We start from the raw sequence: 25,184 nt of genomic DNA, 5'->3' as shown, positions 1-25,184 counted from the left end.
GTCCGCCAACCCTTACCAGACGAGGTCGGCCATCGCCCAGCGGGCGGCGAGCCCCTCGATGCTGAGGAGATGCTGGACGATGGCTGGATCGAGGCGGCCATCGCGGATGGTCTCCTCGCCATGGATGCCGCTGGCGATGAACAGGGCGTCGAGGCCCTGGGCGTTGGCGCCGCGGATGTCGGTCCCCAGGCCGTCCCCGATGCAGAGGATGCGGCGCTTGTCGACCGGCCCGCCGAGCAGCTCGCACGCCCGGGCGCAGGCCAGCTCGTAGATCATCCTGTGCGGCTTGCCGGCCATCAGCACCCGGCCGTCCAGCGCCTCGTAGAGCTGCGCCAGGGCCCCGCCGCAGTAGATCAGCTTGTCGCCCCGCTGCACCACGATGTCGGGGTTGGCGCAGATCATCTCCAGTCCCTTGCTTACAGCGTAAGCAAACCGCTCCCTATAGTCCTCCGGCGTCTCCGCCTCGTCGTCGAACGGCCCGGTGCAGGAGATAAAGCGAGCGTCCTCCAGATCGGCAAACTCCAAGTCGAGTCCCTCGTAGAGCGGCGCGTCCCGCTCCGGCCCCAGCCACCAAGCCGGTCCCGGGGCCCGCTCGGCGAGCAGGGTCCGCGTGGCGTCGCCTGAGGTCACCACCTCGGTGAAGGAGTGCCAGGTGACCTCGAAGCCGGCCAGCTGGGCGACCACCGGCGCGTTTGGGCGCGGCGCGTTGGAGATCAGGATCACGGGCCCGTGCTCGGCCTTGAACCGGGCGAGCGCCTCGCGGGCTTCGGGGAAGCTTTCGCGGCCGTTGTGGATCACCCCCCAGATGTCGCAGAGCAGGACGTCGTACTGGTCGGCGATCTCGGAAAGTCCGGAGACGAGGGCGGGCGCGGTCATGGCCGCCGGGCCTAGCCCGCGGCGGAGCGCCGGGTCAATCGCCCGCGTACTCCCAATGCCAGGGCTCGTACGGATAGCCCACGAAGCCGTAGCGGCCGGCGTTGGCCGTAAGCCATCGGTAGATCGGCGTCTGCGCCTGCCATGAGCGGTTGGCGTCCGCCGTGCTGGTGGGATCCGATCCAGGCAAGGCGCCGACGTAGAGGTCCAGCGCGGTGCCGGTGCGGTGCGCCGAGCAGCCGGCCCGGGCCGCCCCGCCGCGCACGTAGACCGCATCCGGCGCGCGGAAGCCGGACACCAGCACCAGGAAGTTCCGGTCCGACCCGGCGCCCGGAACCTCGCGCCGGGCCGCCTCGCGCATACGGCGGTAGGCGGCGAGCGCCTGCGGGGCCAGGTGCACCTGCTTGCGCCAGTAGCCCTCGTCGCGCTCGGCCGGTTGCAACGCCGCCTCGCTTGCTCCCGGCGGGCAGCTCCCGTCGCGGGTCTGGCGCACGAAGGGGCGGCGCAGCATCCAGATGACCCGCATCTTCTCGAAGGTTGCCGGCTCGATCCGCCCTGTGGCCGGCAGGCCGTTCTTTGCCTGCCAGGCCTCCAGCGCCGCGGCGAAACCGGGCGTGCCGCCGCCGCAGGTCGTGCCGATGTCCGCGGCGATCACCGGCTCGTAGACGTCCCAGCCCTGCTCCGGCGGGCCGAACGGCGCCCAGTCGAGGTCCTTCAGCGCCGCGCCGTTTGCCCGCGCGGCCTCAGCGAGGCGGGCGGGCTGGGGGCAGGGAACGGCGGGCGCCGCGGCCGGCGCCGCGGCCGACGCGCGCTCCCGCGGCGAGTCCGCCGGCCGACGCCACAGGTCGCGCGTGGCCAGGAGGCCCACGACCAGCAGGACGACAAGGAGCGCGAGCCACTTCTTCATAGCTCCGGCTCAACGCGCGGAGTTCGGCTTTAGGTCAGCCACGACCGCCGATGGCCCGGCGCAGCGCCGGCTGGCGCAGGAAGGCGGGCGGCGGGTCGGTCTCCGCGAGGACAGCTTCCTTGATCGCCCGCGGCTCGCCGAACAGGTGACCCTGGCCGAAGCGGACGTCGAGCTCGAGGACGTCCACCACCTGGCGCTCGGCCTCCACCTTCTCGGCGATCAGCTCGACGCCGTAGCGGCGCAGGAGGGCGGCGTAGTCCTCCGCCGCCAGGTCCGGCATGGCCCGCAGCACCAGGCGGTCGTCCACCTCGGTGAGCTGGTCGAGCAGCGCCTGGGCGCCGATCTTGACGAACTTCACGTCCGAGCGGGCCAGGTCCTGCAGGTCGAGGTCCAGGTCCACCACCTTGTCGAGGCTGAAGCGGAAACCGAGCTCGGCCAGCTTCGACATGTTGCGCGCTTCGACGGAGCCGCGGCTGTCGAACGCTGCCTGGCCGACCTCGAAGATCAGCGCGCCGGCGAGATCGCGGTTGGTGGCCAGGAGCTCGAGGAACTGCGGGAAGAAGCTCTCGTCGGCGAGACTGGCCATCGAGACGTTGCAGAAGATCCCGACCTTGCGGTCCTTGGTCGCCAGGCGCCGGACGATCTGCACGCAGCGGAACAGCAGCAGGTTGTCGATGGCCGTCACCAGGCCACCCGGTTCGGCGACCATCAGGTACTCGGCAGGCATCATGACCCGGCCGGTATCGTCGCGAAGCCGCGAGAAGCTCTCGTAGAAGACGGTCTTGCGCTGCGGCAGCGCCACGACCGGCTGCAGGTAAAGGTCGACGCGGTTCTCGGTCAGGGCCTCGCGCACCGTGTCCATCAGAGCCGAGGCCTGGCTCGATTGGTGGACCGAGTTGTGGCCCATCCGGCCGTTGTAGGCGGGGATCTCCGAGCCGCGCTCATCCAACCGGTCCTGCATGCGCCCGACCAGCGTCTCCAGCAGGTGGACCTCGGTCTCCAGCTCCTCGCCGCGGTGGTGGTCGAGCTCGACGGCCTCGATCACCTCGCTGACCTTCGCGTCCAGGCGCTCGACCTGATCGATGAGGATCTTCTGGGCCTCGCGCACCGCGTCGATCTCGCTGCGGATGCCGGCGTTCTCGAGCGCACGTGCGATCAGGCCGTGGAAGGCGAAGCAGAGGCCGAAGGCGCCCACCAGCGCTGCGACGCCCGCGCCCCAGCCGCCGCCATTGCGCCACAGCGTCAGCGCCACGGTCAGCGACACGCAGAGGTAGGTCGCGACTAAGAGGCCGAGGGTGAGCCTGCGCATGGTCCCGCCATTCGAATCACCCAGGAGTATCCGACGGCGAATCTTCGGGTGTCGAATGGATTAACGCCGCAGCGGCCGCGCTTGCATCGGGGGGCGGGCGACAACTTATCAACGTTCAGGTATGGATGCGGCAACGAGAAGGCGTGGGGGACTCCATGGCGGTTGAGCACTTCGACGTGGTCGTGGTGGGCGCGGGCCTGTCCGGCGTCGGCGCCGGCTACCACCTGCAGGCCGAGGCGCCGGACCGCAGCTACGTCATCCTGGAAGGACGCGACGCCATTGGCGGCACCTGGGACCTGTTCCGGTATCCCGGCATCCGCTCGGACAGCGACATGTACACCCTGGGCTATTCGTTCCGGCCCTGGCGCGAGGCCAAGGCGATCGCCGACGGACGGTCCATCCTCAACTATGTGCGCGAGACGGCGCGGGAGTACGGGATCGACCGGCGCATCCGCTTCCGCCACCTGGTGAAGCAGGCGTCCTGGTCGACCGAGGACGCGCTCTGGACGGTCGAAGCCGAGGCCGACGGCAAGCCGGTCCGCTTCACCTGCAGCTTCCTGTTCCTCTGCGGCGGCTACTATTCCTACGAGGGCGGATACCTCCCGCAGTGGCCCGGCATGGACCGCTACAAGGGCGCCCTCGTCCATCCGCAGCAGTGGCCGCAGGACCTAGACTACTCGGACAAGCGCGTGGTGGTGATCGGCTCCGGCGCCACTGCCGTGACCATCGTGCCGGAGATGGCCAAGGCCGCCGCCCACGTGACCATGCTGCAGCGCTCGCCGACGTACGTCGTCTCGCGGCCGGCCGAGGACAAGCTCGCCAACACCCTGCGCGAGAAGCTGCCCGCCAAGCTCGCCTACGACGTCATCCGCTGGCGCAATGTGCTGTTCGGCATGTGGTTCTTCCGCCTGGCGCGCCGCAAACCGGAGGCGGTGAAGAAGCGGATCATCGAGATGGTGCGCGCCGAGCTCGGCCCCGACTACGATGTCGAGACCCACTTCACACCCCGCTACAATCCCTGGGACCAGCGGCTCTGCCTGGTGCCCGACAGCGACATGTTCAAGGCGATCAGGTCTGGCGCCGCCTCGGTGGTCACCGACCACATCGAGACCTTCACCGAGACGGGCCTGAAGCTGAAGTCCGGCAAGACCCTGGACGCCGACATCATCGTCACGGCGACGGGCCTGAACCTGCAGGTGATGAACGGCCTGGAACTCGTCGTCGACGGCCAGCACATCGAGCCCGGCCGGACGCTCTCCTACAAGGGCATGATGTACGAGGGCGTGCCGAACCTCGCCTCGGCCTTCGGCTACACCAACGCCTCGTGGACCCTGAAGTGCGACCTGACGTGCGAGTACGTCACGCGCCTGCTCAACCACATGAAAAAGACCGGCCTGCGCCAGGCGACCCCGGTGAACACCGATCCCGGCATCGAGACCCAGCCCTGGCTCGACTTCACGTCCGGCTACGTCACTCGCGCCATGGCCAGCTTCCCCAAGCAGGGGAGCAAGGCTCCCTGGAAGCTGCACCAGAACTACGCCCTCGACCTGATGACCCTGCGCTACGCCAAGCTTGAAGACGGCGTCATGCAGTTCTCCAACCCTGCGCCGAAGGGCGCGAAGGTCCGGTTGAAGGAAGCCGCCTAGCGGGTCGGGATCGGGGTCTCGCCGCGATAGTCGTAGAAGCCGCGGCCCGCCTTGCGGCCGAGCCAGCCGGCCTCGACGTACTTCACCAGCAGCGGGCAGGGCCGGTACTTGCTGTCCGACAGCCCCTCGTAGAGCACGTTCATGATCGACAGCACCGTGTCGAGGCCGATGAAGTCGCCGAGCTCCAGCGGGCCCATCGGATGGTTGGCGCCCAGCTTCATGGCCGTGTCGATGGCGTCCACCGTGCCGACGCCCTCGTAGAGGGTGTAGATCGCCTCGTTGATCATCGGCACCAGGATCCGGTTGACGATGAAGGCCGGGAAGTCCTCGGCGTTGGAGGTGGTCTTACCCAGCGACTTGGCGAAGTTGACGGCGGTCTCGTAGGTCTCCGGACCCGTGGCGATGCCCCGGATGATCTCCACCAGCTTCATCACCGGCACCGGGTTCATGAAGTGCAGGCCGATGAACTTGTCCGGCCGGTCGGTGGCCGAGGCCAGGCGGGTGATGGAGATCGACGAGGTGTTCGAGGCGAGCAGCGTCTTGTCCCCCAGGTGCGGCGAGAGCGCCTTGAAGATGGTCTTCTTGACCTCCTCGTCCTCGGTGGCCGCCTCGATGGCCAGGTCGGTCTGGCCGATGGTCTGCAGCTCGTCTGCCGGCTTGATGCGCTTCAGCGCCTCGTCCATGGCCGCCTGGTCGATGATGCCGCGCACCACCTGCCGGCTCATGTTGCGCTCAATGACCGAGATCCCCTGCCGGATGCGGTCGCGGCTCACGTCGTGCAACATGACGTCGTAGCCGCCGAGCGCCACGACATGGGCGATGCCCGATCCCATCTGACCGGCGCCGATGACGCCGACCGACCTGATTTGAACCATCTAGCCTAGAGCCTCTTGGGCGGTGCTCTTCGCACTCGCGGTATGGGGCGCGCACTTAACAATGGCTACGCCCCTCGCGACAAGGGCTTTGCTGCGCCGCAGCGTAAGACAGCTTGAGTGTGGCGCCTATGCCCCGGCAGGCTCGGGCTCGGCGGCGGGGTCGGATGCGGACGCCTCGGCCAGCAGCCAGTCGCGCAGGGCCTGGATGCGCGCAACCTTGCGGCTGTCGGCGCGCCAGACGACATACATGCCCAGCTCCGAGGGCGCCTCGGCCTCCACGGCGCGGACCAGCCGGCCGCTGCGCAGGTCGCCCTCCACCAGCGTCGAGCGCGCCAGCGCCACGCCCAGGCCCTGCCCCGCGGCCTCCACCAGCATGAGGGAATCGGTGAACACCAGACCCTCCGGCTGCGGCGCGGTGACCTGGAACGGCGCGAACCACAGGGTCCACGGCCGGTGCCGGTGGTGCAGCAGCGGCGCCTTGGCCAGGTCCGCGGGCGAGAGGCAGCCGAGCTTGCCGGCCAGCTCCGGACTGCACACCGGGATCAGCGTCTCGGCGAATAGCCGGACCGCCTCCACGCCGTCCCACCGGCCCGCACCGTAGCGGATGCCCACGTCGATCCCGTCGGTGACGAAGTCGGCGCGGCGCTCCTCCACCTGCAGCTCCAGGTGCCGGCCGGCCGGGTGGGACAGCAGCCGCGGCAGGCGGCTGGGGAACCAGCGGCTGGCGAACTGCGGGTCCATGCTGACCACCAGGGGGTCGCGCTCGGCCGCCTTGGCGAACTCGGCGACTGCGTTCTGCAGCACGCCGACCGCCCGGGTAACCTCGGCCGCGAGCCGCGCGGCCTCGGCGGTGGGGATCATCTCGTTGCCGCGGCGCTCGAACAGCCGGGCGCCCAGCTCCTCCTCCAGCTTGCGGATCTGCTGGCTCACCGCCCCGTGGGTGACCGCCAGCTCCTCGGCCGCGCGGCTGTAGCTGCGGTGGCGGGCGGCGGCCTCCAGGGCGCGTAGTCCGAAGAAGGGCGGCAGGCGGGTGACCATGGCCAAGGTTGTTAGCTCACCTAACGGCCCAAGGCAAAATCTATCGTTCGCTCACGGCCCTGCCCGCACCTACATCAGTGTCACGGCGCGCCGCTCGAATGACCAGCAAAAACAAGGACAAGTGACCCATGAAGAGCCATCTCATCTCCCTGGTCGCGGCCGCCGTTCTCGCCGTCGCGCCCTTCGCCACTGCCCATGCCGCACCGCCGGCGGAGGTGCAGGACTTCCTCGGCCACGCCGCGGCCTCGGCCGACGCAAAGCTCGCTGCGGCCGGGGTGAACCTTGCCGGCCAGCCGGTGAAGGTCCGCGCCACGGTCGGCTCGGATGGGCGCCTCAGCGGGCTTTCCATCGCCGAATCCACCGGCTCGCGCGACACCGACGCGGCCGTCGAAGCCGCCCTGAAGCGTCTGGCAGTCGGCCCCGTGCCGGCCCAGGTCGCCGGGCGCAAGGTGATGCTGACCCTCGGCCAGGCGCCGATCGTCCAGGCCAAGGCGCGCTGAGAGGGGTCCGGCGCGACCCCACAGGCGCCGAACCTCTCTCCAGCGTCTGGGGCGGCCCCTCGCGGGCCGCCCCTTTTTCATTGGCGCCCCCGGCCGGTGCTTCGCGCCCAGACGCCTAGGCCTCCAGTACGTCGCTCCGACGGCTACGTGACCTGCGGTGGGCGCATTTTGACCGTCCGGCGACGCATGTGATGACTGCGAACCGCCGAACGGGACTTGTCGGAACCCCGACTTGGCCGCACCCTAGCGTCGACGAGAGGGAGGCACGGCAGTGAGGAACTATCTCTGGGCCATGGCGGCGGCTGTCATGCTGATGGCTCCGGCCGCCCATGCGGCGCCCAGTCCAGAGGTCACGGAGTTCCTGCGCAAGACCGCTGCCCGCGCCGAGGCCCGGGTCGCCGCCGCTGGCGTGCGGCTGGCGGGTGGTTCGCTCAAGGTCCGCGCCCAGGTGGGCGTCGACGGCCGGCTGGGCAACCCCTACGTGGTGCGCAGCTCCGGCTCTCGCTCCACTGACACCGCGGTGGAATCCGCGCTGCGCTGGATGCCGGTCTATGCCCCGGCCGGCCTCACCGGCCGCAGTGTCACGCTCACGCTCGGCAACGGCAGCCTCGCCCAGCTCGATCCGCCGCCGCAGAACGGCCCGCCGACGGGCACCCGCATCGGTCCGCCGAAGCCGCGGGGCGGCCCGCCGCTGATCCTGCGCCCCGACGCGGCCTACCTGCCGAGCATGGTGAGCTCCTCGCCGATCCGGGGCGAGCCCTCGTAGCCCACAAAGCGAAAGGGCGGCCCCTCGCGGAGCCGCCCCTCTGTCGCCTGGATCCCGGCCCGGCCTGCGGCCGTCGGGATGACTTAGCTCACGCGGTCACTTCCCGACCTTGGTGAGCTCGGCCATCAGCTCCGGGACGGCGGCCTTGTAGTCGGCCACCAGGCCGTAGTCCGCCACCTGGAAGATCGGCGCGTCCGCGTCCTTGTTGATCGCCACGATCACCTTGGAGTCCTTCATGCCGGCCAGGTGCTGGATGGCGCCGGAGATGCCGATCGCCACATAGAGCTCGGGCGCCACAACCTTTCCGGTCTGGCCGACCTGGTAGTCGTTGGGCGCATAGCCCGCGTCCACCGCGGCGCGCGAGGCGCCCACCGCCGCGCCCAGCTTGTCCGCCAGCGGCTCGATGACCTTCTGGAACTCCTCGGCCGATCCCATAGCGCGGCCGCCTGAGACCACGATCTTGGCGCCCGAGAGCTCGGGCCGGGCCGACTTCACCAGCTGCTGGTCGACGAAATGGGACTTCGCCGGCGCGGCCGGGGCCTGGACCGTCTCGACGCTGGCCGAGCCGCCTTCCGCCGCCGCCTTGAAGACGGTTGGTCGCACGGTGATCACCTTCTTGGCGTCGGAGGACTGCACGGTCTCCAGCGCGTTGCCGGCGTAGATCGGCCGCACGAAGGTGTTGGCGTCCACCACGTCGACGATGTCGGAAATCTGCGCCACGTCGAGCTTGGCGGCGATCCGGGGCGACACGTTGCGGCCCTGCGACGTTGAGGGGACCAGGATGGCGTCGTAGCCCGCGGCCAGCGGCACCACGAGGGCCTCGAAGGCCTCGGCCAGGCCCTGGCCCAGCTCGGCGCTTTCCGCATGCAGCACCTTGCGCACGCCCTGGATCTTGGCGGCGGCCTCGGCAACGGCCTTGGAGCCCTGGCCGGCCACCAGCAGGTCCACTTCGCCCGACAGCTTCAGCGCCGCCGTGACCGTCTTGTGGGTGTTGTCCTTCAGCGACGCGTTGTCGTGATCGGCGATGACGAGAACGGCCATTTAGAGGACCCCCGCTTCGTTCTTCAGCTTCATGACCAGGTCGGCGGCGGTTTCCACCTTGATGCCGCCGGCGCGCTTCGGCGGCTCGGTGACCTTAACCACCTTCAGCCGCGGGGCCACGTCGACGCCCACGTCCGCCAGCGGCTTCACGTCCAGCGGCTTCTTCTTGGCCTTCATGATGTTGGGCAGGCTCGCGTAGCGGGGCTCGTTGAGGCGCAGGTCGGCGGTGACGATCGCCGGCAGGTCCACCTCGAGGGTCTGCAGGCCGCCGTCCACCTCGCGGGTCACCTTGGCCTTGCCGCCGGAGGCCTCGATCGCGCTGGCGAACGTCGCCTGCGGCCAGCCCAGCAGTGCGGCCAGCATCTGGCCCGTCGCGGCGTTGTCGCCGTCGATGGCCTGCTTGCCCATGATCACCAGGTCCGGGCTCTCGTCGGCGATGACCTTCTGCAGCACCTTGGCCACGGCCAGCGGCTCGATGTCCTGGGTCCCGGCGTCGATCAGCACCGCGCGGTCCGCGCCCATGGCCAGCGCCGTGCGCAGCGTCTCCTGCGCCTGCGTTGGGCCGATGGAGACGGCGACCACCTCGGTGGCCACGCCCTTCTCCTTCAGGCGCACGGCTTCCTCGACGGCGATCTCGTCGAAGGGGTTCATGGACATCTTCACATTGGCGAGGTCGACACCCGTCTGGTCGGGCTTAACCCGCGCCTTGACGTTGTAGTCGATCACACGCTTGACCGTGACCAACACCTTCATGGGTTGCTAGCGCCTCAAATGAATGGGTGAAAAATGGGTCGGAGGCGGGAATAAAGGTTCCGGCGCGCATTGCAAGCCGGGCGTCTTCGCAGGCGCCGCATTTCCGTCTTTTGCAGGCGCTAGGGCCGGCTTAATAGAGGACCGATGAACCCGACCATCAACCGCATGACCCTGGTCTTCCTCGGCGTCTTCGTCGTGGCCGTGATCGGCGTCGGCGTCTGGACGGTCGGCTGGGCCATCCCCGCCAAGCGCTGCGAGTCAAACCACAAGTGGTGGGACCACGCCCAGCGGGTCTGCGCCACGCCGGTGCTGATCAGCGACATCACCGGCCGCACCATCCAGGACAAGCAGGCCGAGGCCGCCGCCCGAGCCGCCGTGGGCCGGCCGGTCTCCAAGCAGCCCTAGCGGGTCGCTCCGGATCTCCAGAACACCTCGGCCGCGCCGCGGTCATTGGCGAAGCGCGCCGCCACGAACAGGAAGTCGGAGAGCCGGTTGAGGTAGCGCATCGCCGGCCCGCTCACCGCCTCGCCGGCTTCCGCTAGGCGCACGGCCTCCCGCTCCGCGCGGCGGCATACCGTGCGCGCCAGGTGCAGGGCCGCCGCCGCCGCCGTGCCGCCCGGAAGCACGAAGGACTGCAGTTCCGGGAGGGCCCCGTTCAGCTCGTCGATCTCCGCCTCCAGCCGCCCCACCTGGCTCTCGACGATCCGCAGCACCGTCCCTTGGGCCTCGTCGGTCTTCGCGGGAGTCGAGAGGTCGGCGCCCAGGTCGAACAGCTCGTTCTGGATCCGCGCGAGCATTGGGTCGAGCACCGCGTCGGACGCGGTGTGGAGCCGCGCCAAACCCACGCAGGCATTGGTCTCGTCCACCGCGCCGTAGGCCTCCACCCGCAGCGAGGCCTTGCTCACCGGCTCGCCGGTGGACAGCCGCGTCGAGCCCTTGTCGCCCGTGCGGGTGTAGATGCGGTTCAGGGTGACCACGGCCGCCTCAGTGGTTGGCCCGCCACAGGATGGCGCCCACGAGAATGGCCACCGCGATCGCCTGCACGAGCACCCGCAGCCGCATCAACTTGTTGGAGTACGAGCGGCCGAAGTCGCCGCCGCGGTAGAGCGCATAGATGCCGAAGGCGAGCACCAGGGCCACGGCCGCCAGCGCCGCCGGCACGAGGAAATCGAACACGTCCATAGACCCAATCTAGGCCCCAAGGGGCTTTTCGGCCACGCCGAACACCGCTCAAAGAACGGCGCGCAATTCCAAGCTTGACGGGAAGGCCGTCGATCATGTTCAACGACCCCGGATTGGTGGGTCGCGTCGCAAAACAGCCATACTCGGAAGGCAGAACCCAAGGTAGCAGTCCGCCGGTGGTGCGTCGCCCCGCGGACCGGCTCCCTGGAAGTTTGGGGGAAGCCTACCCATATGGCGCTAACGGGGAAATCTGAACACGTTCAGCTAACGTGGCGTGCGAAACGCCCAAAGGCTGACATCGCTCGACCGGCCGGCTTCTACAGCTGACCGGCCATCCTCAAATTGCCAGCTGCCGGGGCGCATGGGACGCCCCATCGAAGGACAGAAATGAAGCACGTCTCTCCGCTTGAAGCCGCCGCCGAGGCCAAGGTGAAGGTCCCGACCCGCCGCGCGCTCGCCAAGCAACAGACCCGCGGCAAGGTGATTGCCGCCGCCCGCCGCCTGTTCAGCGAGCAGGGCTATGAAGGCGCCACGATCCGCGACATCGCCGCGGCCGCGGGCATGTCCACGGGCGCGGTGTTCGCCAACTTCACCGACAAGTCCGACCTGTTCCGCGAGATCTTCGTCAGCGACGTCATCGCCCTCACCGAGGCGATGCGCGACGCCGCCCAGCGCGGCCGCACCGTCGAGGACAGCCTGCTGCGGATGTTCCAGGCCGGCTACGCCTTCTACAAGAACCAGCTCCCGCTGGCCCGGGCGGCGTTCACCGTCTCCTGGTCGCCGGAAGAAGGCCCGATGCTGCGCAACCACGCCGCCGTCCTCGAGCTGCAGGAGCTGATCGTCGACCAGCTCAACGCCGCCGTCGACCGTGGCGAGCTGCGCCAGGAATCGGAAGTGAAGCTGCGGGCGGCCATGCTGTTCGACGCCTACCTGTCGAACTTCCCGCAGGCGATCTTCCAGGGCTGGAGCCTGGAGGCCCTGCAGGCCCGCGCTCGCGACCAGATCCGCATCCTGCTCGCCGGCGCGCGGCGGGGCTAAGGCTTGGCGGGGGGGCGTCCTTTATCCGGGCCGGCCCCCCGTCGTGGCCAGGCCGCACGGCCGCGTGTGGACGCGCCGCCTGCGGCCGACGGCGGCGAGGCGGGCGTCCGCCGCACCCAGAAGGAAGCCACCCGCCGCCGCGTGCTCGAGGCGGCGCGCGAGCTCTTCGACACCGTCGGCTACCAGGGCGCCACGATCCGCGAGATCGCCCGTCAGGCCGGAGTCTCGGTCGGCAGCGTCTTCACCACCTTCGCCTCCAAGGGCGAGATCCTCAGCCAGGTCATGCAGGAGCGGCTCGCTCCGCTCTATGCCGAGCTCGACCGCGTCATGCCGCACCTGCGCGGCTCCACGGCCGACCGGCTGCGGACCATGTTCGGGATCCACTTCGCCTTCGAGACCCCGCGCACGCGCCTGTTCCTGACGCACATCGCCGCCGCGTACGACTGGACCCTGCCGCCCGAGGCCAAGCCCTACGGCAAGACCCCGCGCCTCCAGGAGATCATCCGCGAATGCCTGCAGAAGGGGGTCGTGGAGGGCGACGTCGACCCGGTCCAGGACTTCCAGGAGATCGTCGACCTCCTGATGGCGGCCTATGCCTGGACTTATCGCCTTGCCATCACCCAGAACGCCGACGCCGAGGCCATGACCGCCGTCATGGACCGCCAGATCGGCCTCATCGCGGAGGGCTTTCAGCCCCGCTAATTCGCGCCTTCCAGTAGCCTGCGCGCGATGACCTGCGCCTGGATCTCGCCGGCGCCTTCGAAGATGTTCAGGATCCGCGCGTCGGCGAGCACGCGGCTCACCGGCTGCTCGACCGCGAAACCCGTCCCGCCGTGGATCTGCACGGCGTTGTCCGCCGCCCCCCAGGCGATCCGCGCCGCCACCAGCTTCGCCATCCCGGCCTCGAGGTCGCAGCGGCGGCCCTCGTCCTTCGCGCGCGCGGCGAACCACGCCAGCCGCCGGGCGCCGAGGATCTCCGCCGCCATCATCGCCAGCTTGTTGGCCACCCGCGGGAAGCCGGCGATCGGCTGGCCGAACTGGCGGCGCTGGGCGGCATAGTCCACCGCCAGGTCGAGCGCGTTCTGCGCCACCCCGATGGCCCGGGCCGCCGTCTGGATGCGCGCGCTCTCGAAGGTCGCCATCAGCTGCGCGAAGCCCTGGCCCTCCTGGCCGCCCAGCAGGTTGGCGTTGGCGACCTCGAAGCCGTCGAAGCCGATCTCGTATTCCTTCATCCCGCGGTAGCCGATGACCCCGATCTCGCCGCCGCTCATGCCCGCCGCGGGGAAGGGGTCGGCCGGCGTCCCGCGCGGCTTCTCCGCCAGGAACATCGACAGCCCGCGATGGTCCTTCGACGACGGATCGGTGCGCACCAGAAGCGTCATCACGTCGGCCCGCGCCGCGTGGGTGATCCAGGTCTTGGCGCCGGTCACCCGCCAGACGTCTCCGTCGCGCACTGCCCGGGTGCGCAGGGAGGCCAGGTCTGACCCCGCCTCCGGCTCGGTGAACACCGCGGTCGGGATGATGGCGCCGCTGGTGATTCCAGGCAGGAACCGCTGCTTCTGGTCCTCCGTCCCATGCGCCAGGATCAGCTCCGCGGCGATCTCCGAGCGGGTGCCCAGCGAGCCCGTCCCGATCCAGCCGCGGGAGAGCGCCTCTGAGACCACGCACATGGCCACCTTGCCCAGCCCCGAGCCGCCCCAGGCCTCTGGCGCCGTCAGCCCGAACACGCCCAGCGCCCCCAGCTCCTCGTAGAGCTCCAGCGGGATCAGCTCGTCGCGAAGGTGCCAGCCGTGGGCGTAGGGGGCGATCTTCTCCGCCGCGAAGGCCGTGAACTGCTCGCGCACCGCCTCCAGCGTCTCGTCGAGGCCGCTGGCCTCCAGCGAGGGGCGACCGCGGGCGTCCTCCAGCAGCTCGACGATGCGCGTTTTCACCGCCTGCGAAGCGCCCGGCGCCAGCCGCGCGATGACCGGCCCCAGCCGCTCCGCGGAGACGCCCACGTCCGCCGGCCGGAACATCTCCCCCTGGTTCATCGGCAGGCCGCCGGCGAGCTGGCTCAGGTACTCGTGCGCCAGCAACTGGGCGGGGAGGGCCTCGGCCTCGCCCAGCCGCTCCAGCCCGCGCGCCCAGCCCGCCGTCTGGCGCAGGGTCTCGGCGTAGGCTGCGGCCCAAGCGAGCCCGTGCGCGGCGTGCTGCTCGGCGTCCAGCGTGGCGCGGTCCACGCGGCCCTCGCGGCGGACGCGCGCGTTCACCGCCGCCTGCAGCTCGGCGACCAATGCCGAGGCCTCGCGCGCAGCGAGGTCCAGCAGGTCCGTAAGGGCGGGGAGGGCGAGGCTCATCGGCGGCGACTATAGGGGAAGCTTGCCTTGCGTGGCGTCAGGGGTCTTTGCATAGCCGACACCTGCAGGGAGCCGCCATGATCGTCGTCCACCACCTCAACGACTCGCGCTCGCAGCGCATCCTTTGGCTGCTGGAAGAGCTCGGCGCCCCCTACGAGATCAAGCGCTACGACCGCGACGCGGCGAGCCGGTTAGCGCCGCCCGAGCTGAAGGCAGTCCACCCGCTGGGCAAGTCGCCGGTGATCGCCGACGGGGATCGCACCGTCCACGAGTCCGGCGCCATCATCGACTACCTCGTGCGCCGGCATGGCGGCGGCCGGCTCGCGCCGGCGCTCGGCTCCGACGCCTACGAGACGTACCTGCAGTGGCTGCATTACGCCGAGGGCTCGGCCATGCTGCCGCTGATGCTCAACATGTACGTGGCCCGGCTCGGCGACGCCGGGGCGCCGCTGCACCCGCGTATCCAGAGTGAGATGGCGAACCACCTGGGCTACGTCGACGGCGCGCTGCAGGGCCGCGACTGGCTGCTGGGCGACGAACTCTCCGCCGCCGATATCCAGATGAGCTTCGTGGGCGAGGTCACCGGCGCCTTTGGCCAGCTCGACAGGTACCCGAACATCAAGGCCTGGGTCGCCCGCTTCCAGACCAGACCCGCCTACAAGGCCGCCCTCGAAAAAGGCGGCGCCTACTCGTTCGTGAGGCAGGACGCCTAAAACCGCCCCTCGAACGGGTCATCGAGCAGTCCGTCGAGGAAGTCGAACACCGTCGCCTTGGTGAGCGCGTGCGGGATGGCCGAGAAGTGGTCGCAGCCGACCACCGACACGCCCTTGCCGTGCGGGAACGCCCGGGCGAGGTCCTCCGGGTCTCCGGCGCTGTCGTCCCGCTGGCCGGCCACGATCAGCACCGGCATCGGCAGCGCGCCCATGGCGCCCACGTCCAGCGGCGGGTTCTGCGTCTGGGCGAAGGCCGCCAGCGCCTTGCGATCCTCCCCCTGCTCGTCGGCAAAGTAGCGGAAGCTCCGCTGCATCGGGTTTTCGATCGTCTCCGGATCGTCGGCCAGCATGGCCTCGACGATGCTCGCTCCGCGGCCGGGCGGCGCGGGCTCCAGCATCTTCCCGCCGACACCGCCGAGGATCAGGTTCGAGACGCGGTCCGGCGCATCCAGCGCCACCTGCAGCGCCGTGCGCGTGCCCATGGAGTAGCCGAACACGTCTGCCCGGTGAACGCCGAGGTGGTCGAGCAAGGCGAGGGCGTCCTTCGCCAGGTTCGCCCGGGTGTAGGCTTCCGGCTCATGGAACTTCTGGCTCTCGCCGTGGCCGCGCTGGTCGAGCCCGATCACCCGCATCCGCCGCCGCTCGAAAGCCGTGTACCAGCCGGTCCTGCGCCAGCCCTCGTTGCGGTTGGAGGCGTAGCCGTGCAGCAGGAGGATCGTGCGCTCGGCCCCGCCCGGGGGCTGGATGTCGTCGAACGCCAGGGTGACGCCGTCGGCCGTGGTGAAGCTGCCCATGCGGCGCGACCCTAATTGCTACCGCCGCGCGTGCAAGGACAACTCAGGGGTTTTCCCCAGTCCATTCCCAGTGCCACGGCTCGAACGGATAGTTCACAAACCCGAAGCGGTGCGCATTGGCCAGCAGCCAACGGTAGGTCGGCGTCTGGGTCATATACCGCCGGTTGGGGTCAGCGCTGGAATCCGGCCCGTAGCCCGGCGCCTGGCCTACATAGATGTCCATCGCTAGTCCTGTCCGGTGCGGCGAGCATTTGGCGCGGACGATGCCGTTGCAGTTCTTCTGGGTGGCGCAGCGCGCCGCGTCGTAGGACGGGCTGCGGAAGGCCGAGAAGATGGTCAGGTTGCGCGGGTCGCGCGCGATCTCCGGGTTCTCGGCCTTGGCCGCGGCGACCATCCGGCGGTAGGCCGCGAAGGCGCCGGGCCGCAGCTGCACCTTCTTGCCGGCGTAGCCCTCGAGCGGCGAGCCCGCCGCCAGGTGGATCTCGTTGGCCGGGCGCGGGCAGATGCCGCGCGCCGACATGCGCACGAACGCCCGTCGCGTCTGCATGATCCCCTTCATGCGCACGAAGTCCGGCTCGCTCACCACCCCGTCGGGCAGCAGCCGCTGGTCGCCCTGCCAGGCGGCGAAGGCGGCCGCGAACCCCGCGGTGTCCGGCGCGCAGCCCGTGCCGATCTCGCGCTGGATCAGCGGGACGTAGACCTCCCAGCCGGTCTCCGGCCGGCCGAACGGCGCCCACCTGAGCGTCTTCAGGCTCGCCCGGTTGATCTCCGCGGCGCGGCCCCAGCCGCGGGCGCTGCATTCTTCGACCGGCTTCGGCCTCGGCGCGGCGGGCGTGGGGGCGACGGCCACCTCCTGCGGCGGTTTCACCACCTCCTTCAGCGGGGTCTGGGTCACGCGGAAGAAGACGAAGGCGATCAGCACCATCGCCGCGGCGAAGGCGATCAGGAACCGCAGGACGAGTGAAGGCTTCCTCCTCACGACGCCTAGCAACCCACAAATGATGTCCGAAGGTCCACCATGAAGCCAAACCTGGCCGCCGTCCTCCTGGGCGGGCCTCTGCTCCTCCTGAGCGCCTGCTCCGAGCCTGCGCCCGGCGGTGCGGCCGACGCGCCGGCCCCGCCGCCCGTCGCAGCCGCGCCCGCAGCGACGACCGCGGCCGCCGGGCCGGTCACCGGCTCGAGCACGCCCGCGGGACAGGCCATCGACCAGGCGGCCTGGAGCGCCCAGGCCATGACCCCGGACCAGAAGCGCAACCTGCTGATCCGCGCCCAGGTGCTGCTGGCCCGCGCCGGCTTCTCGCCCGGCGTCGTCGACGGCCAGGACGGCGACAACCTGAAGGACGCGCTCACCGCCTTCGAGACCGCGCAGGGCCTGCCGGCGGACGGCGTGATGGACGCCGAGGCCTGGGCCCGGCTCTCCCAGGGCGCGGGGCCCGTCACCTCGGACTACACCGTCACCCAGGAGGACGTCGCCGGCCCATTCGCCGAGAAGATCCCGACCAAGTACGAGGACATGGCGAAACTGGAGAAGCTCAGCTTCACCACGCCGTCGGAGGCGCTGGCCGAGAAGTTCCACATGGACGAGGCGCTGCTCAAGGCGCTGAACCCGGGGGTCGATTTCGCCGCCGCCGGGACGAAGCTTCTCGTCGTCTGGCCGCCGCTCGACCGGCTGACCACCCCCGTCACCCTGGTCGAGGTGGACAAGTCCAAGCGCCAGGTCCGCGCCTTCGCCGCCGACGGCAAGCTGGTGGCCACCTATCCGGCGACCATCGGCTCGTCCGACATGCCGACGCCCTCAGGCTCCTGGGACGTCACCGCCGTGACCTTCGACCCGGTCTGGAATTACGACCCCAAGAAGCTGAACTTCGGGGACAAGAAGGCCGGCAAGCTGACCATCAAGCCCGGGCCCAACAACCCCGTCGGCGCCGTCTGGATCGACCTGTCCAAGGACACCTACGGCATCCACGGCGCGCCCGAGCCGCGCACGGTCGGCAAGGTCGCCAGCCACGGCTGCGTGCGCCTCACCAACTGGGACGCCCGCCAACTCGCCAGCGCGGTCTCCAAGGGCACGAAGGTGGTGTTCGTGGGGGGCGGGAAGGCGGCGCAGGCGAAGGTCTAGCGGCGCATGTCCCATGCGCCGTCAGGCCTAGTTGCACGAGTCAGCGCGACAACTCTCGAAGTCGCCTAAGCGCCTGATATACCATGGGAAAGATCGTCTCAGACAGTACACGGAGGCGCTCTTTTCGGCAAAGATTCGCTTTGCTGATGTCGGTTCAGCTGCGCCAGCGCAGCACCGCCGGCTCGACGGGGTTAGCGAAGGCGCGGCCCTCGCGGCGGCTGGCGGCCCACTCGCGCTTCAGCTGCTGGTACCACTTGGCCTGGCGGTCGGCGTCGTCGACCCAGAGCAGGGCGGGGTCGTACTTCAGCCCCTGGTTCTGCAGGTTCACCATGTCTCCGTCCTGGCGCAGGAAGGCCCGCGCGCCGGCGGCGATGAACGGCTTCAGGACCAGGAAGGCGGGGTGGTCCGACCAGACGATCTGGGTGATCCGGGTCTTCTTCTCGCTGACCGGGGTCAGGCAGGTCAGCGACAGCACCTGGCGCTTGCCCACCGTCACGTGCTCCCAACGCAGGCCCGGCAGCCGGAAGGTGATCTCGGTCAGCGGCTCGCCGCCCAGGATCGCGTAGGCGCGGGAGTTCTTCGACGGCTCGTGGCGGACCATGGCGAAGCCGGCCTGGCGGGGCTCGAACTTCTTGGCCTTCTCGTGCTGGGAGTGCTTGGAGCGCCACCACCACTGCTGGTGCACGTAGGGGCCGTGCGCCGGGTCCATCAGCCCCACGACGGCGTGGTCGATGTGGCTGTCGAAGTCCATGTGGTCCACGAGCTTGGGCCCGCCGCCCACCACCCCCGGGAACACCGGCGGCGGCTCGGTCGGGTCCGCCTGCCCACGTGGGTCCGAGCCCATCCAGACGAAGACCAGCCCCTGGCTTTCCGCCACCGGATAGCGCCGCACCCGGATGCGCTCGACGTCGAACTGCTGGTCGGCCACCAGGCTCGGGATGGCCGCGCAGGCGCCGTCGGCCCGGAACCGCCAGCCGTGGTAGGGGCACTCCACCGTCTCGGCGCCGCCGGCCTCCTCGTGGAAGCGGCCCGCCGACAACGGCGCGGCGCGGTGCGGGCAGATGTCCCGAAGCCCGAACAGCGCGCCGCCCTTCGAGCGGCCCAGCAGCACCGGCTCGCCAAGGATCTCGTAGCGGGCGAGCTTGCCGGGCTTGAGGTCGGTGGCGAGGGCCGCGAAGTACCAGATGTCAGTCAGGAACCCCTGGCCGAACTTCGACTCCGCCTTGCCTGCCCTGGTGTCGCCCTCGGCCATGAGGGCCTTCTAGCGCGCGTCGGCCCTAGCTCGCCAGCCGGACGAACGCCGCGGCGTAGGGGCCCAGGCTCAGCGTCCCGCCCGCCAGCGCCGCCCCGCGGCTCACGGGCAGCAGCTCGCCTTCGAGGGCCAGCGACTGCGCCTCGGGTCCGAAGTTGAACACGCAGGCGATCGCGTCATCGTCCTCGCGCCGCTCGAAGGCCAGCACCGGGTCGGCGGCATCCAGGAAGCTCAGGTCGCCGGCGGTCAGCGCCCGCGAGCCCTTGCGGAAGGCGATCAGCGCCCGGGCGTAGGCGAGGGTGGAACCTGCGTCGGCGTCCTGAGCCGCGACCGTCAGGCCTTCGTGCTCCTTCGCCGCCGGCAGCCACGGCGCGCCCGTGGTGAAGCCGAGGTTCTCGCCCGGCGCCCAGGGCATCGGGGTGCGGCAGCCGTCGCGGCCGTGGGTATAGGGCCAGTAGAGGTCGCCCACCGGATCGCGCAGCTGGTCCCGCGTCAGGTGCGCCTGCGGCAGGCCCAGCTCCTCGCCCTGGTAGATCAGGGTCGTACCCTTGAGACTGACCAGCAGGGCGAACAGCATCCGCGCCAGCTCGGGCGAGGCGTCGTCCCCGCCGAACCTGCTGACGGTGCGCGGGACGTCGTGGTTCGAGAAGCTGATCGTCGGCCAGTGGAACGGGTAGTCCTTCAGCGTGCGGTAGTGCTCCTTCACGAAGGCCGGCGTCAGCTTCTTCGCCAGCAGCATGACGAAGGTGTAGCCGGAGTGCAGGCCTTCCTCCGGCGTGCAGTAGGCGCCGCAGCGGGCCTCCTCCTCGGAAAACTCCCCGAATACGAACCGATCCCCGTGCGCCTCCACCCGCCGGCGGATGATCTCCAGCATCTCGACGTTTTCCGGGAGATTGGAGTCGTGCAGGTGGCGCTGCAGGTTGCCGGCGTGGCCCCACTCCAGCGGCCCGCGTTCGGCCATCGGCACCGCCGGGTTGTCGGTCAGCGCCTCATCGTGGAGGTAGGTGCCGGCGACGTCGAGCCGGAAGCCGTCGACGCCCTTCTGCAGCCAGTAGTCGAGCACCGACAGGGCCGCTTCCCTAGCCGCAGGCGTGCGCCAGTTCAGCTTTGGCTGCTGCCGCAGGAACTTGTGGTGGTAGTGCTGGCGCCGCTTCGGCTCGTAGGCCCAGGCCGGACCGCCGAACACCGACAGCCAGTTGTTCGGGGCCGTTCCGTCCTGCGCCGGGTCGGCCCAGACATACCAGTCGGCCTTGGGCCCGTCGCGGCCGCCGGTCAGGCTCTCCACGAACCAGGGATGCTCGTCGGAGGTATGCGAGAGGACCTCGTCCAGCACGACCTTCAGGCCCTTGGCGTGGGCGGCGTCCAGCAGCCGCTGGAAGTCCTCGAGCGTGCCGTAGTCGTGCTGCACGCCCTCGAAGTCGGCGATGTCGTAGCCCCAGTCGCGGTTCGGCGAAGGGTGGATCGGCGACAGCCAGATGCCGTCGACACCGAGACTCTGGATATAGTCCAGCTTGGCCAGCACGCCCGGCAGGTCGCCGTGCCCGTCGCCGTCCGAGTCGAAGAAGGAGCGGACGTAGACGTGGTAGAGGACGGCGCCCTTCCACCACGGCTGCGTCACCGCCTCAGACCTCCGCCGCGTCGCGGATGATCCTGCCGACCAGGCCGTACTCGACGGCCTCCTCGGCGTTCAGCCAGTAGTTGCGCTGGGTGTCCTTGGCGATCCGCTCGGGCGACTGGCCGGTCTCGCGGGCGATCATGGCGTTCACCCGGTCGCGCATCTTGATGATCTGCTCGGCCTCGATCTGGATGTCGGAGGCCTGGCCGCGCATGCCGCCGGCCGGCTGGTGCAGCATGAAGCGGGTGTTGGGCAGGCACAGCCGGTTCTCCTTGGCCGCGCCCAGGAAGATCGAGACGCCGGCGCTGGCCACCCAGCCGGTGCCGACCACCTTCACGGGCGCGCCGCAGAAGCGGATCATGTCGTGGATGGTGTCGCCGCTCTCCACGTGGCCGCCCGGCGAGTTGATGATCATCCGGATCGGCTTGTCGCTCTCGGCCGCCATGGCGGTGAGCTGGGCGGTCACCCGCTCGGCCAGGCGCATGTCGATCTCGCCGAACACCAGCACGGTGCGGGACTTGTAGAGCGCGTTCTGGACCGGCCCGGCGGTCAGGGGCATGTCGGGCAGGCGGCCCTTGTCCTCTTCGCCGTCATCGTCGTCGTCGTCGAGCCGGCGGCCCGTCACTTGGTCGACCATAAAAACCTCTCGGGGTGGAGAGACGGAGTTATTGGCCCGCGGGCCCCAGGGCAAGGGGCTTGCTGAACCATTGGGCGGGACGCCACTTACTGGGGCGTGCGCCTGACCCTGCCGAAGCTCAAGCCCGTCTCGCCCGAGGCGCTTCACCTGGCGGGCCTCTGGGCGACCCTGCTCGACCTCGCGTTTGCCGCCGCCTTCCTGGTGGTGGCGGTGGACGCCTGGGCGCCGCCGCAGGACCTGCCCTGGAAGCCGCTGCGCCTCGACCAGCCCGTCGGCATGGCCACCCGGGTGAAGTTCGCCCGCGCCGCCCGCGACCCGGAACTGTGCCGGAAGGTGCTGGCGGAGGGGCGGGTGAGCTTCGTCGAGGTCCCGGAGCGCGACTACGGCGAGTGCGCAACCGAGAACACTGTCCGGGTGCGGGACGGGGCCGCCGTCCCGCTGGCGCCGGCCGCACCCGTGATGACCTGCCCGGTGGCGCTGGGCTACGCCTTCTGGACTCGGCACGTGGTGCAGCCGGCGGCCAGCCAGCACCTGGGGCAGCGGATCAGCCGGATCGAGCACTACGGCACCTACTCGTGCCGCAACGTCTATGGCCGCAAGGAAGGGCGCCGCAGCCAGCACGCCTTCGCCAACGCCGTCGACGTGGCGGCCTTCCGCACCGCCTCGGGCCAGCAGGTCAGCGTGCTGCGCGACTTCCGGCGCGAGGACGGGCGCGGCCGGTTCCTGCGGGAGGTGCGTGACGGCGCCTGCCCCTGGTTCCGGGCGGTGCTCAGCCCCGAATACAACGCCGCCCACCGCGACCACTTCCACCTGGACCACGGCGGGTTCTGGGCGTGCCGGTGACGAGCGCGGGCTCCGCCGATCCCCAGGGTGTCGTCCCGGTCTTCGGCTGCGCCGAAACCGGGATGACACCTCAGCGCTTGGGCCTGAAGGCCAGCATCACGTTGCCGGGCGCCTGGCCGAACATGCCGTAGCCGGAGTTGACGAAGACCAGGCCATTGGCCGCGACGATGGAGGCCGAGTCGATCGACCCGCCCTTGCCCTTCACGCCGTTCACGGTCTGGAAGTCGCGCAGGGTGTCGTAGCGCCAGAGCTCGTCGCCCGTCGCCGCGTCGATGACGAACAGCCGCCCGTCCAGGCTGCCCTGGATCACCGCGCCGTCGATCACCGTGGGCGCGCCGGAGAAGCCGTAGAGCCGTTCGCAACGCGGCGCCTTCTTGTCGCGGCCGTTGGCGCACTCGGGTTTGGCCGAGTAGTGCCACTTGATCTCACCGGTCTTTGCATCGACGGCGTACATGCCGGGCTGCAGCTTGGGATCGATGGGCTCGCCGCCGGGCAGGGGGCGGCCGATCTGGGCGACGGGGACATAGACGGTGTCCTTGTCGAAGGCGATGCCCCAGTGGATGCCGCCGTTGGGCGCGCCGGTGCCGATGTCGCGGCGCCAGACCACCTTGCCGGTCTCCGGCTCCAGGGCCCAGACGGTCCCCGACTTCTGTCCGGCCAGCACCAGCTCGCGGCCGTTGGAGAGCCTGGCCAGGATCAGGGACGCCCCGAAATCGACGTCGCGGTAGACGGTCTCCTTGGGGCCGACGCAGTTGTACTGGTTGGGCCTGGGGTTCGGCCCGCAGCCGGCGTTGAAGATGTCGTTCGGCGTGGCCTGGTGGCTCCAGACCTCCTTGCCGTCCCTCAGTCGGATGGCGATCAGCGCATTGGTGTTGCGGTGCGCCGGGGGCGAGTTGGCTTCGCCGGTGCCGAAGTAGATCAGGCCGCGCTTCTCATCCACCACCGGCGAGTTCCAGATCGGCGCGCCGGAGGGCCCCATCAGGGGCTTGCCGTCGCCGCGGTCGCGGATCGGCTTGGCGTCCTCCATGGTGTCGTAGCGCCACTGCTGGGCGCCGGTCTTCGGGTCCAGCGACAGGACGAAGCCGTGGTTGGTGCAGCAGGTGACCGCGTTGTTGGCCGCCTCCATGATCTCGTACTGGCTGACCGGCACGATGATCCGGTCCTTCAGCACCCGCGGCGTGCCGGTGGTGAGCGTGTAGGAGTAGGCGCCCACCCCCTTGGTCCACAGCGCCTTGCCGGTGCGGGCGTCGACCACGTGCACCGTCGAGTCCAGGCCGGAGAAGGCCAGCACGGGGCGGCCGTCAGCGATCACGCCGTAGGACGCGCTGGTGCGCAGCGGGGCGCCGCCGGGGGTCTTGTAGATCCACTGGACGCACGGCCGGGCGGGATCGCTGACGTCGAAGGCGTACATCGCCGCCGCCTCCGCAACCGGCAGGAACAGGTTGTGGCCCACCACGACCGCTTGCGAGCGCATCATGGTCACGTCCGGGAAACCCACGGCCCAGGCGAGTTCCAGGTTCTTCAGCCCGGCCTTGGTGATGCCGGTCTGCTTGGGGGTCAGCACACGGGTGTTGCGGGCGTCGAAGCCGTAGGTGGCGACGGCGGGGGGCGCCTTCAGGTCGACGGCCTTGCGGGGGCCCTGGCACATCAGGGCGCCCGACCAGGTGTCGACCGTGTCCGTCGAGCGGCCGGTGAGGAAGTTGATCAGCTGGCCCCGCTGCTCGTCGTTCAGCGCGGAGCCCTGCATCTTCATCTTGCCCAGCGTCAGGGCGTAGTTGATCGACTGGAAGCTCATCTTCGAAAGGGTGTCCTTCGAAGGCGAGCGGGTCTGCTCAGGGTTGTCGTGGCAGCCGGCGCAGTTGGTCCGGTAGAGGGCCTGGCCCGGATGCGGCAGGGGCGTCTGCGAAATCGCGGAGCCGGCCCAGGCCAGACCGGCCGCGGCAACGGTTAGGGCGGCAGCCGCCGCCATGTGCTTCAACGAAAGCATCGACGCTTCCCCCAACTTGATGGGCCCTCTGACCGGGGCTTCCCCGCCACGATAGGTGATCGGCGGTCAGGAAGTCGACCCGCCGCGTCGGGCGCTTGACCGGGCGCGTCACGGCGTCGCAAATGGCCGGGAGTCAAACAACTGTTTCAAGGGATGAGCGCCATGAGCGAGGTGATGGACAAGCCGACGGTGCTGCAGGGCGGCCTCTTCGACCTGACCGGCAAGGTGGCGGTGATCACCGGCTCCTCCCGCGGCATCGGACGCGCCATCGCCGAGCGGATGGCCGAGCAGGGCGCCAAGGTGGTGATCTCCTCGCGCAAGGCCGGGCCCTGCGAGGAGGTGGCCAACCTTATCAACGAGAAGAGCCCGGGCCACGCCATCGCCGTGCCCGCCAACATCTCCTCGAAGGACGACCTGCAGCGCCTGGTGGACGAGACCCGCCGGGCGTTCGGCAAGATCGACATCCTGGTCTGCAACGCGGCCTCGAACCCCTACTACGGCAGCCAGCTCGACATCACGGACGACGCCTTCGGCAAGATCCTCCAGAACAACATCGTGGCGAACAACTGGCTGATCTCGATGGTCACGCCGGAGATGCGCGAGCGGAAGGACGGCTCGATCATCATCGTCTCGTCGATCGGCGGCCTGCGCGGCTCGACGGTGATCGGCGCCTACTGCATCTCCAAGGCGGCCGACATGCAGCTGGCCCGCAACCTCGCCCAGGAGCTGGGGCCGGACAACATCCGGGTGAACTGCATCGCGCCGGGCCTGGTGAAGACCGACTTCGCCCGCGCGCTCTGGGACACGCCGGAAGGCGAGAAGCGCGCCAGCTCGGGCACCCCGCTGCGCCGCCTCGGCGAGCCGGACGACCTCGCGGGCGCGGCCATCTACCTGGCCTCGCGGGCCGGGGCCTGGACGACCGGCCAGACCATCGTCGTCGACGGCGGCACGACCTGCTGA

The 25,184-nt window shown here is 70.0% G+C and carries 26 protein-coding genes; 10 read left to right on the top strand and 16 right to left on the bottom strand.

The features are described 5' to 3' along the window. Positions 1-12 precede the first annotated feature (12 nt). From VIL76_RS11930 to VIL76_RS11920, 3 genes are read right to left on the bottom strand one after another with little or no spacing between them, the layout of a single operon-like run. A complete protein-coding gene (locus VIL76_RS11930) occupies positions 13-876 on the bottom strand; it encodes a TIGR01459 family HAD-type hydrolase (protein WP_332045254.1) in 864 nt (287 codons plus the stop codon). Between the two features lie 34 nt (positions 877-910). Next, a complete protein-coding gene (locus VIL76_RS11925; protein ID WP_332045253.1) occupies positions 911-1,780 on the bottom strand; it encodes a M15 family metallopeptidase in 870 nt (289 codons plus the stop codon). Between the two features lie 34 nt (positions 1,781-1,814). Beyond that, the gene (locus tag VIL76_RS11920) at positions 1,815-3,089 is read right to left on the bottom strand and encodes an EAL domain-containing protein (RefSeq protein ID WP_332045252.1); all 1,275 of its coding nucleotides are present in this window, start codon (positions 3,087-3,089) and stop codon (positions 1,815-1,817) included. Between the two features lie 155 nt (positions 3,090-3,244). On the opposite strand from VIL76_RS11920, the gene VIL76_RS11915 reads away from it, so the two are divergent. Next, on the top strand, positions 3,245-4,735 hold the full coding sequence (locus tag VIL76_RS11915; protein WP_332045251.1) for an NAD(P)/FAD-dependent oxidoreductase: 1,491 nt from the start codon (positions 3,245-3,247) through the stop codon (positions 4,733-4,735). Here VIL76_RS11915 and VIL76_RS11910 read toward each other — a convergent pair. Both VIL76_RS11910 and VIL76_RS11905 read right to left on the bottom strand, forming a co-directional pair. After that, a complete protein-coding gene (locus tag VIL76_RS11910; RefSeq protein ID WP_332045250.1) occupies positions 4,732-5,610 on the bottom strand; it encodes a 3-hydroxybutyryl-CoA dehydrogenase in 879 nt (292 codons plus the stop codon). The genes VIL76_RS11915 and VIL76_RS11910 overlap by 4 nt on opposite strands. 126 nt (positions 5,611-5,736) lie before the next feature. Then, entirely contained in the window at positions 5,737-6,648 is a 912-nt protein-coding gene (locus tag VIL76_RS11905; RefSeq protein WP_332046493.1) for a LysR substrate-binding domain-containing protein, read from the bottom strand. A 128-nt stretch (positions 6,649-6,776) separates the two neighbouring features. Here VIL76_RS11905 and VIL76_RS11900 point away from each other — a divergent pair, with 128 nt between their 5' ends. Then, complete coding sequence (locus VIL76_RS11900) at positions 6,777-7,148, top strand: TonB family protein (RefSeq protein WP_332045249.1); 372 nt, start codon at positions 6,777-6,779, stop codon at positions 7,146-7,148. 271 nt (positions 7,149-7,419) lie between these two features. Next, positions 7,420-7,914, top strand: coding sequence for a hypothetical protein (locus VIL76_RS11895; protein ID WP_332045248.1), 495 nt, complete (start codon positions 7,420-7,422; stop codon positions 7,912-7,914). Between the two features lie 96 nt (positions 7,915-8,010). Here the strand turns inward: VIL76_RS11895 and VIL76_RS11890 are convergent, their stop codons facing one another. Both VIL76_RS11890 and VIL76_RS11885 read right to left on the bottom strand, forming a co-directional pair. Then, positions 8,011-8,955, bottom strand: coding sequence for an electron transfer flavoprotein subunit alpha/FixB family protein (locus tag VIL76_RS11890; protein ID WP_332045247.1), 945 nt, complete (start codon positions 8,953-8,955; stop codon positions 8,011-8,013). After that, positions 8,956-9,708: an electron transfer flavoprotein subunit beta/FixA family protein gene (locus VIL76_RS11885; protein WP_332045246.1), complete on the bottom strand. Its 753-nt coding sequence runs from the start codon at positions 9,706-9,708 to the stop codon at positions 8,956-8,958. It abuts the gene before it with no gap. 144 nt (positions 9,709-9,852) lie between these two features. Here VIL76_RS11885 and VIL76_RS11880 point away from each other — a divergent pair, with 144 nt between their 5' ends. Further along, positions 9,853-10,113 carry a hypothetical protein gene (locus VIL76_RS11880; RefSeq protein ID WP_332045245.1) on the top strand — a complete coding sequence of 87 codons (261 nt, stop codon included), beginning with the start codon at positions 9,853-9,855 and terminating at the stop codon, positions 10,111-10,113. Here VIL76_RS11880 and VIL76_RS11875 read toward each other — a convergent pair. Both VIL76_RS11875 and VIL76_RS11870 read right to left on the bottom strand, forming a co-directional pair. Beyond that, entirely contained in the window at positions 10,110-10,685 is a 576-nt protein-coding gene (locus VIL76_RS11875) for a cob(I)yrinic acid a,c-diamide adenosyltransferase (protein WP_332045244.1), read from the bottom strand. The genes VIL76_RS11880 and VIL76_RS11875 overlap by 4 nt on opposite strands. Before the next feature lie 7 nt (positions 10,686-10,692). After that, positions 10,693-10,890 carry a twin transmembrane helix small protein gene (locus VIL76_RS11870; RefSeq protein WP_332045243.1) on the bottom strand — a complete coding sequence of 66 codons (198 nt, stop codon included), beginning with the start codon at positions 10,888-10,890 and terminating at the stop codon, positions 10,693-10,695. Between the two features lie 387 nt (positions 10,891-11,277). Here VIL76_RS11870 and VIL76_RS11865 point away from each other — a divergent pair, with 387 nt between their 5' ends. Further along, the gene (locus tag VIL76_RS11865) at positions 11,278-11,928 is read left to right on the top strand and encodes a helix-turn-helix domain-containing protein (protein WP_332045242.1); all 651 of its coding nucleotides are present in this window, start codon (positions 11,278-11,280) and stop codon (positions 11,926-11,928) included. Positions 11,929-11,994: 66 nt separating this feature from the next. Further along, complete coding sequence (locus VIL76_RS11860) at positions 11,995-12,630, top strand: TetR/AcrR family transcriptional regulator (RefSeq protein WP_332045241.1); 636 nt, start codon at positions 11,995-11,997, stop codon at positions 12,628-12,630. Here the strand turns inward: VIL76_RS11860 and VIL76_RS11855 are convergent. Next, complete coding sequence (locus VIL76_RS11855; RefSeq protein ID WP_332045240.1) at positions 12,627-14,264, bottom strand: acyl-CoA dehydrogenase family protein; 1,638 nt, start codon at positions 14,262-14,264, stop codon at positions 12,627-12,629. The two genes, VIL76_RS11860 and VIL76_RS11855, sit on opposite strands and share 4 nt — an antisense overlap. 77 nt (positions 14,265-14,341) lie before the next feature. On the opposite strand from VIL76_RS11855, the gene VIL76_RS11850 reads away from it, so the two are divergent. Further along, positions 14,342-14,977 carry a glutathione S-transferase gene (locus VIL76_RS11850; protein ID WP_332045239.1) on the top strand — a complete coding sequence of 212 codons (636 nt, stop codon included), beginning with the start codon at positions 14,342-14,344 and terminating at the stop codon, positions 14,975-14,977. Here the strand turns inward: VIL76_RS11850 and VIL76_RS11845 are convergent. Both VIL76_RS11845 and VIL76_RS11840 read right to left on the bottom strand, forming a co-directional pair. Continuing rightward, positions 14,974-15,771: an alpha/beta hydrolase gene (locus VIL76_RS11845; protein ID WP_332045238.1), complete on the bottom strand. Its 798-nt coding sequence runs from the start codon at positions 15,769-15,771 to the stop codon at positions 14,974-14,976. The two genes, VIL76_RS11850 and VIL76_RS11845, sit on opposite strands and share 4 nt — an antisense overlap. A gap of 43 nt (positions 15,772-15,814) precedes the next feature. Next, the gene (locus VIL76_RS11840; RefSeq protein ID WP_332045237.1) at positions 15,815-16,750 is read right to left on the bottom strand and encodes a D-alanyl-D-alanine carboxypeptidase family protein; all 936 of its coding nucleotides are present in this window, start codon (positions 16,748-16,750) and stop codon (positions 15,815-15,817) included. A gap of 39 nt (positions 16,751-16,789) precedes the next feature. On the opposite strand from VIL76_RS11840, the gene VIL76_RS11835 reads away from it, so the two are divergent. After that, the gene (locus tag VIL76_RS11835) at positions 16,790-17,890 is read left to right on the top strand and encodes a L,D-transpeptidase (protein ID WP_332045236.1); all 1,101 of its coding nucleotides are present in this window, start codon (positions 16,790-16,792) and stop codon (positions 17,888-17,890) included. A 154-nt stretch (positions 17,891-18,044) separates the two neighbouring features. Here VIL76_RS11835 and VIL76_RS11830 read toward each other — a convergent pair whose 3' ends face one another. From VIL76_RS11830 to VIL76_RS11820, 3 genes are read right to left on the bottom strand one after another with little or no spacing between them, the layout of a single operon-like run. Beyond that, entirely contained in the window at positions 18,045-19,142 is a 1,098-nt protein-coding gene (locus tag VIL76_RS11830) for an aromatic ring-hydroxylating dioxygenase subunit alpha (protein ID WP_332045235.1), read from the bottom strand. Positions 19,143-19,167: 25 nt separating this feature from the next. Beyond that, positions 19,168-20,760: an alpha-glucosidase family protein gene (locus VIL76_RS11825; protein WP_332045234.1), complete on the bottom strand. Its 1,593-nt coding sequence runs from the start codon at positions 20,758-20,760 to the stop codon at positions 19,168-19,170. Positions 20,761-20,764: 4 nt separating this feature from the next. Beyond that, positions 20,765-21,394, bottom strand: a complete 630-nt coding sequence (locus VIL76_RS11820) for an ATP-dependent Clp protease proteolytic subunit (protein WP_332045233.1) — start codon at positions 21,392-21,394, stop codon at positions 20,765-20,767. Positions 21,395-21,490: 96 nt separating this feature from the next. Here VIL76_RS11820 and VIL76_RS11815 point away from each other — a divergent pair, with 96 nt between their 5' ends. Beyond that, a complete protein-coding gene (locus VIL76_RS11815) occupies positions 21,491-22,237 on the top strand; it encodes an extensin family protein (protein ID WP_332045232.1) in 747 nt (248 codons plus the stop codon). 70 nt (positions 22,238-22,307) lie between these two features. Here the strand turns inward: VIL76_RS11815 and VIL76_RS11810 are convergent, their stop codons facing one another. Beyond that, positions 22,308-24,224: a PQQ-binding-like beta-propeller repeat protein gene (locus VIL76_RS11810; protein WP_332045231.1), complete on the bottom strand. Its 1,917-nt coding sequence runs from the start codon at positions 24,222-24,224 to the stop codon at positions 22,308-22,310. A gap of 174 nt (positions 24,225-24,398) precedes the next feature. On the opposite strand from VIL76_RS11810, the gene VIL76_RS11805 reads away from it, so the two are divergent. After that, positions 24,399-25,184, top strand: a complete 786-nt coding sequence (locus tag VIL76_RS11805) for an SDR family oxidoreductase (protein WP_332046492.1) — start codon at positions 24,399-24,401, stop codon at positions 25,182-25,184.

The sequence above is a fragment of the Phenylobacterium sp. genome (assembly GCF_036563285.1).
GTDB lineage: Bacteria > Pseudomonadota > Alphaproteobacteria > Caulobacterales > Caulobacteraceae > Phenylobacterium.
The sequence above is the reverse complement of the archived record's forward strand: the minus strand, read 5'-3'. Positions and strand labels throughout refer to the sequence as shown.

Excerpts from the sequence above, each read along its gene's own strand:
- VIL76_RS11845 (WP_332045238.1), bottom strand. The coding sequence starts at position 15,771 with ATGGGCAGCTTCACCACGGCCGACGGCGTCACCCTGGCGTTCGACGAC.
- VIL76_RS11810 (WP_332045231.1), bottom strand. The coding sequence starts at position 24,224 with ATGCTTTCGTTGAAGCACATGGCGGCGGCTGCCGCCCTAACCGTTGCC.
- VIL76_RS11925 (WP_332045253.1), bottom strand. The coding sequence starts at position 1,780 with ATGAAGAAGTGGCTCGCGCTCCTTGTCGTCCTGCTGGTCGTGGGCCTC.
- VIL76_RS11850 (WP_332045239.1), top strand. The coding sequence starts at position 14,342 with ATGATCGTCGTCCACCACCTCAACGACTCGCGCTCGCAGCGCATCCTT.
- VIL76_RS11885 (WP_332045246.1), bottom strand. The coding sequence starts at position 9,708 with ATGAAGGTGTTGGTCACGGTCAAGCGTGTGATCGACTACAACGTCAAG.
- VIL76_RS11865 (WP_332045242.1), top strand. The coding sequence starts at position 11,278 with ATGAAGCACGTCTCTCCGCTTGAAGCCGCCGCCGAGGCCAAGGTGAAG.
- VIL76_RS11870 (WP_332045243.1), bottom strand. The coding sequence starts at position 10,890 with ATGGACGTGTTCGATTTCCTCGTGCCGGCGGCGCTGGCGGCCGTGGCC.
- VIL76_RS11820 (WP_332045233.1), bottom strand. The coding sequence starts at position 21,394 with ATGGTCGACCAAGTGACGGGCCGCCGGCTCGACGACGACGACGATGAC.
- VIL76_RS11910 (WP_332045250.1), bottom strand. The coding sequence starts at position 5,610 with ATGGTTCAAATCAGGTCGGTCGGCGTCATCGGCGCCGGTCAGATGGGA.
- VIL76_RS11805 (WP_332046492.1), top strand. The coding sequence starts at position 24,399 with ATGGACAAGCCGACGGTGCTGCAGGGCGGCCTCTTCGACCTGACCGGC.
- VIL76_RS11915 (WP_332045251.1), top strand. The coding sequence starts at position 3,245 with ATGGCGGTTGAGCACTTCGACGTGGTCGTGGTGGGCGCGGGCCTGTCC.
- VIL76_RS11830 (WP_332045235.1), bottom strand. The coding sequence starts at position 19,142 with ATGGCCGAGGGCGACACCAGGGCAGGCAAGGCGGAGTCGAAGTTCGGC.
- VIL76_RS11920 (WP_332045252.1), bottom strand. The coding sequence starts at position 3,089 with ATGCGCAGGCTCACCCTCGGCCTCTTAGTCGCGACCTACCTCTGCGTG.
- VIL76_RS11905 (WP_332046493.1), bottom strand. The coding sequence starts at position 6,648 with ATGGTCACCCGCCTGCCGCCCTTCTTCGGACTACGCGCCCTGGAGGCC.
- VIL76_RS11930 (WP_332045254.1), bottom strand. The coding sequence starts at position 876 with ATGACCGCGCCCGCCCTCGTCTCCGGACTTTCCGAGATCGCCGACCAG.
- VIL76_RS11855 (WP_332045240.1), bottom strand. The coding sequence starts at position 14,264 with ATGAGCCTCGCCCTCCCCGCCCTTACGGACCTGCTGGACCTCGCTGCG.
- VIL76_RS11835 (WP_332045236.1), top strand. The coding sequence starts at position 16,790 with ATGAAGCCAAACCTGGCCGCCGTCCTCCTGGGCGGGCCTCTGCTCCTC.
- VIL76_RS11900 (WP_332045249.1), top strand. The coding sequence starts at position 6,777 with ATGAAGAGCCATCTCATCTCCCTGGTCGCGGCCGCCGTTCTCGCCGTC.
- VIL76_RS11890 (WP_332045247.1), bottom strand. The coding sequence starts at position 8,955 with ATGGCCGTTCTCGTCATCGCCGATCACGACAACGCGTCGCTGAAGGAC.
- VIL76_RS11880 (WP_332045245.1), top strand. The coding sequence starts at position 9,853 with ATGAACCCGACCATCAACCGCATGACCCTGGTCTTCCTCGGCGTCTTC.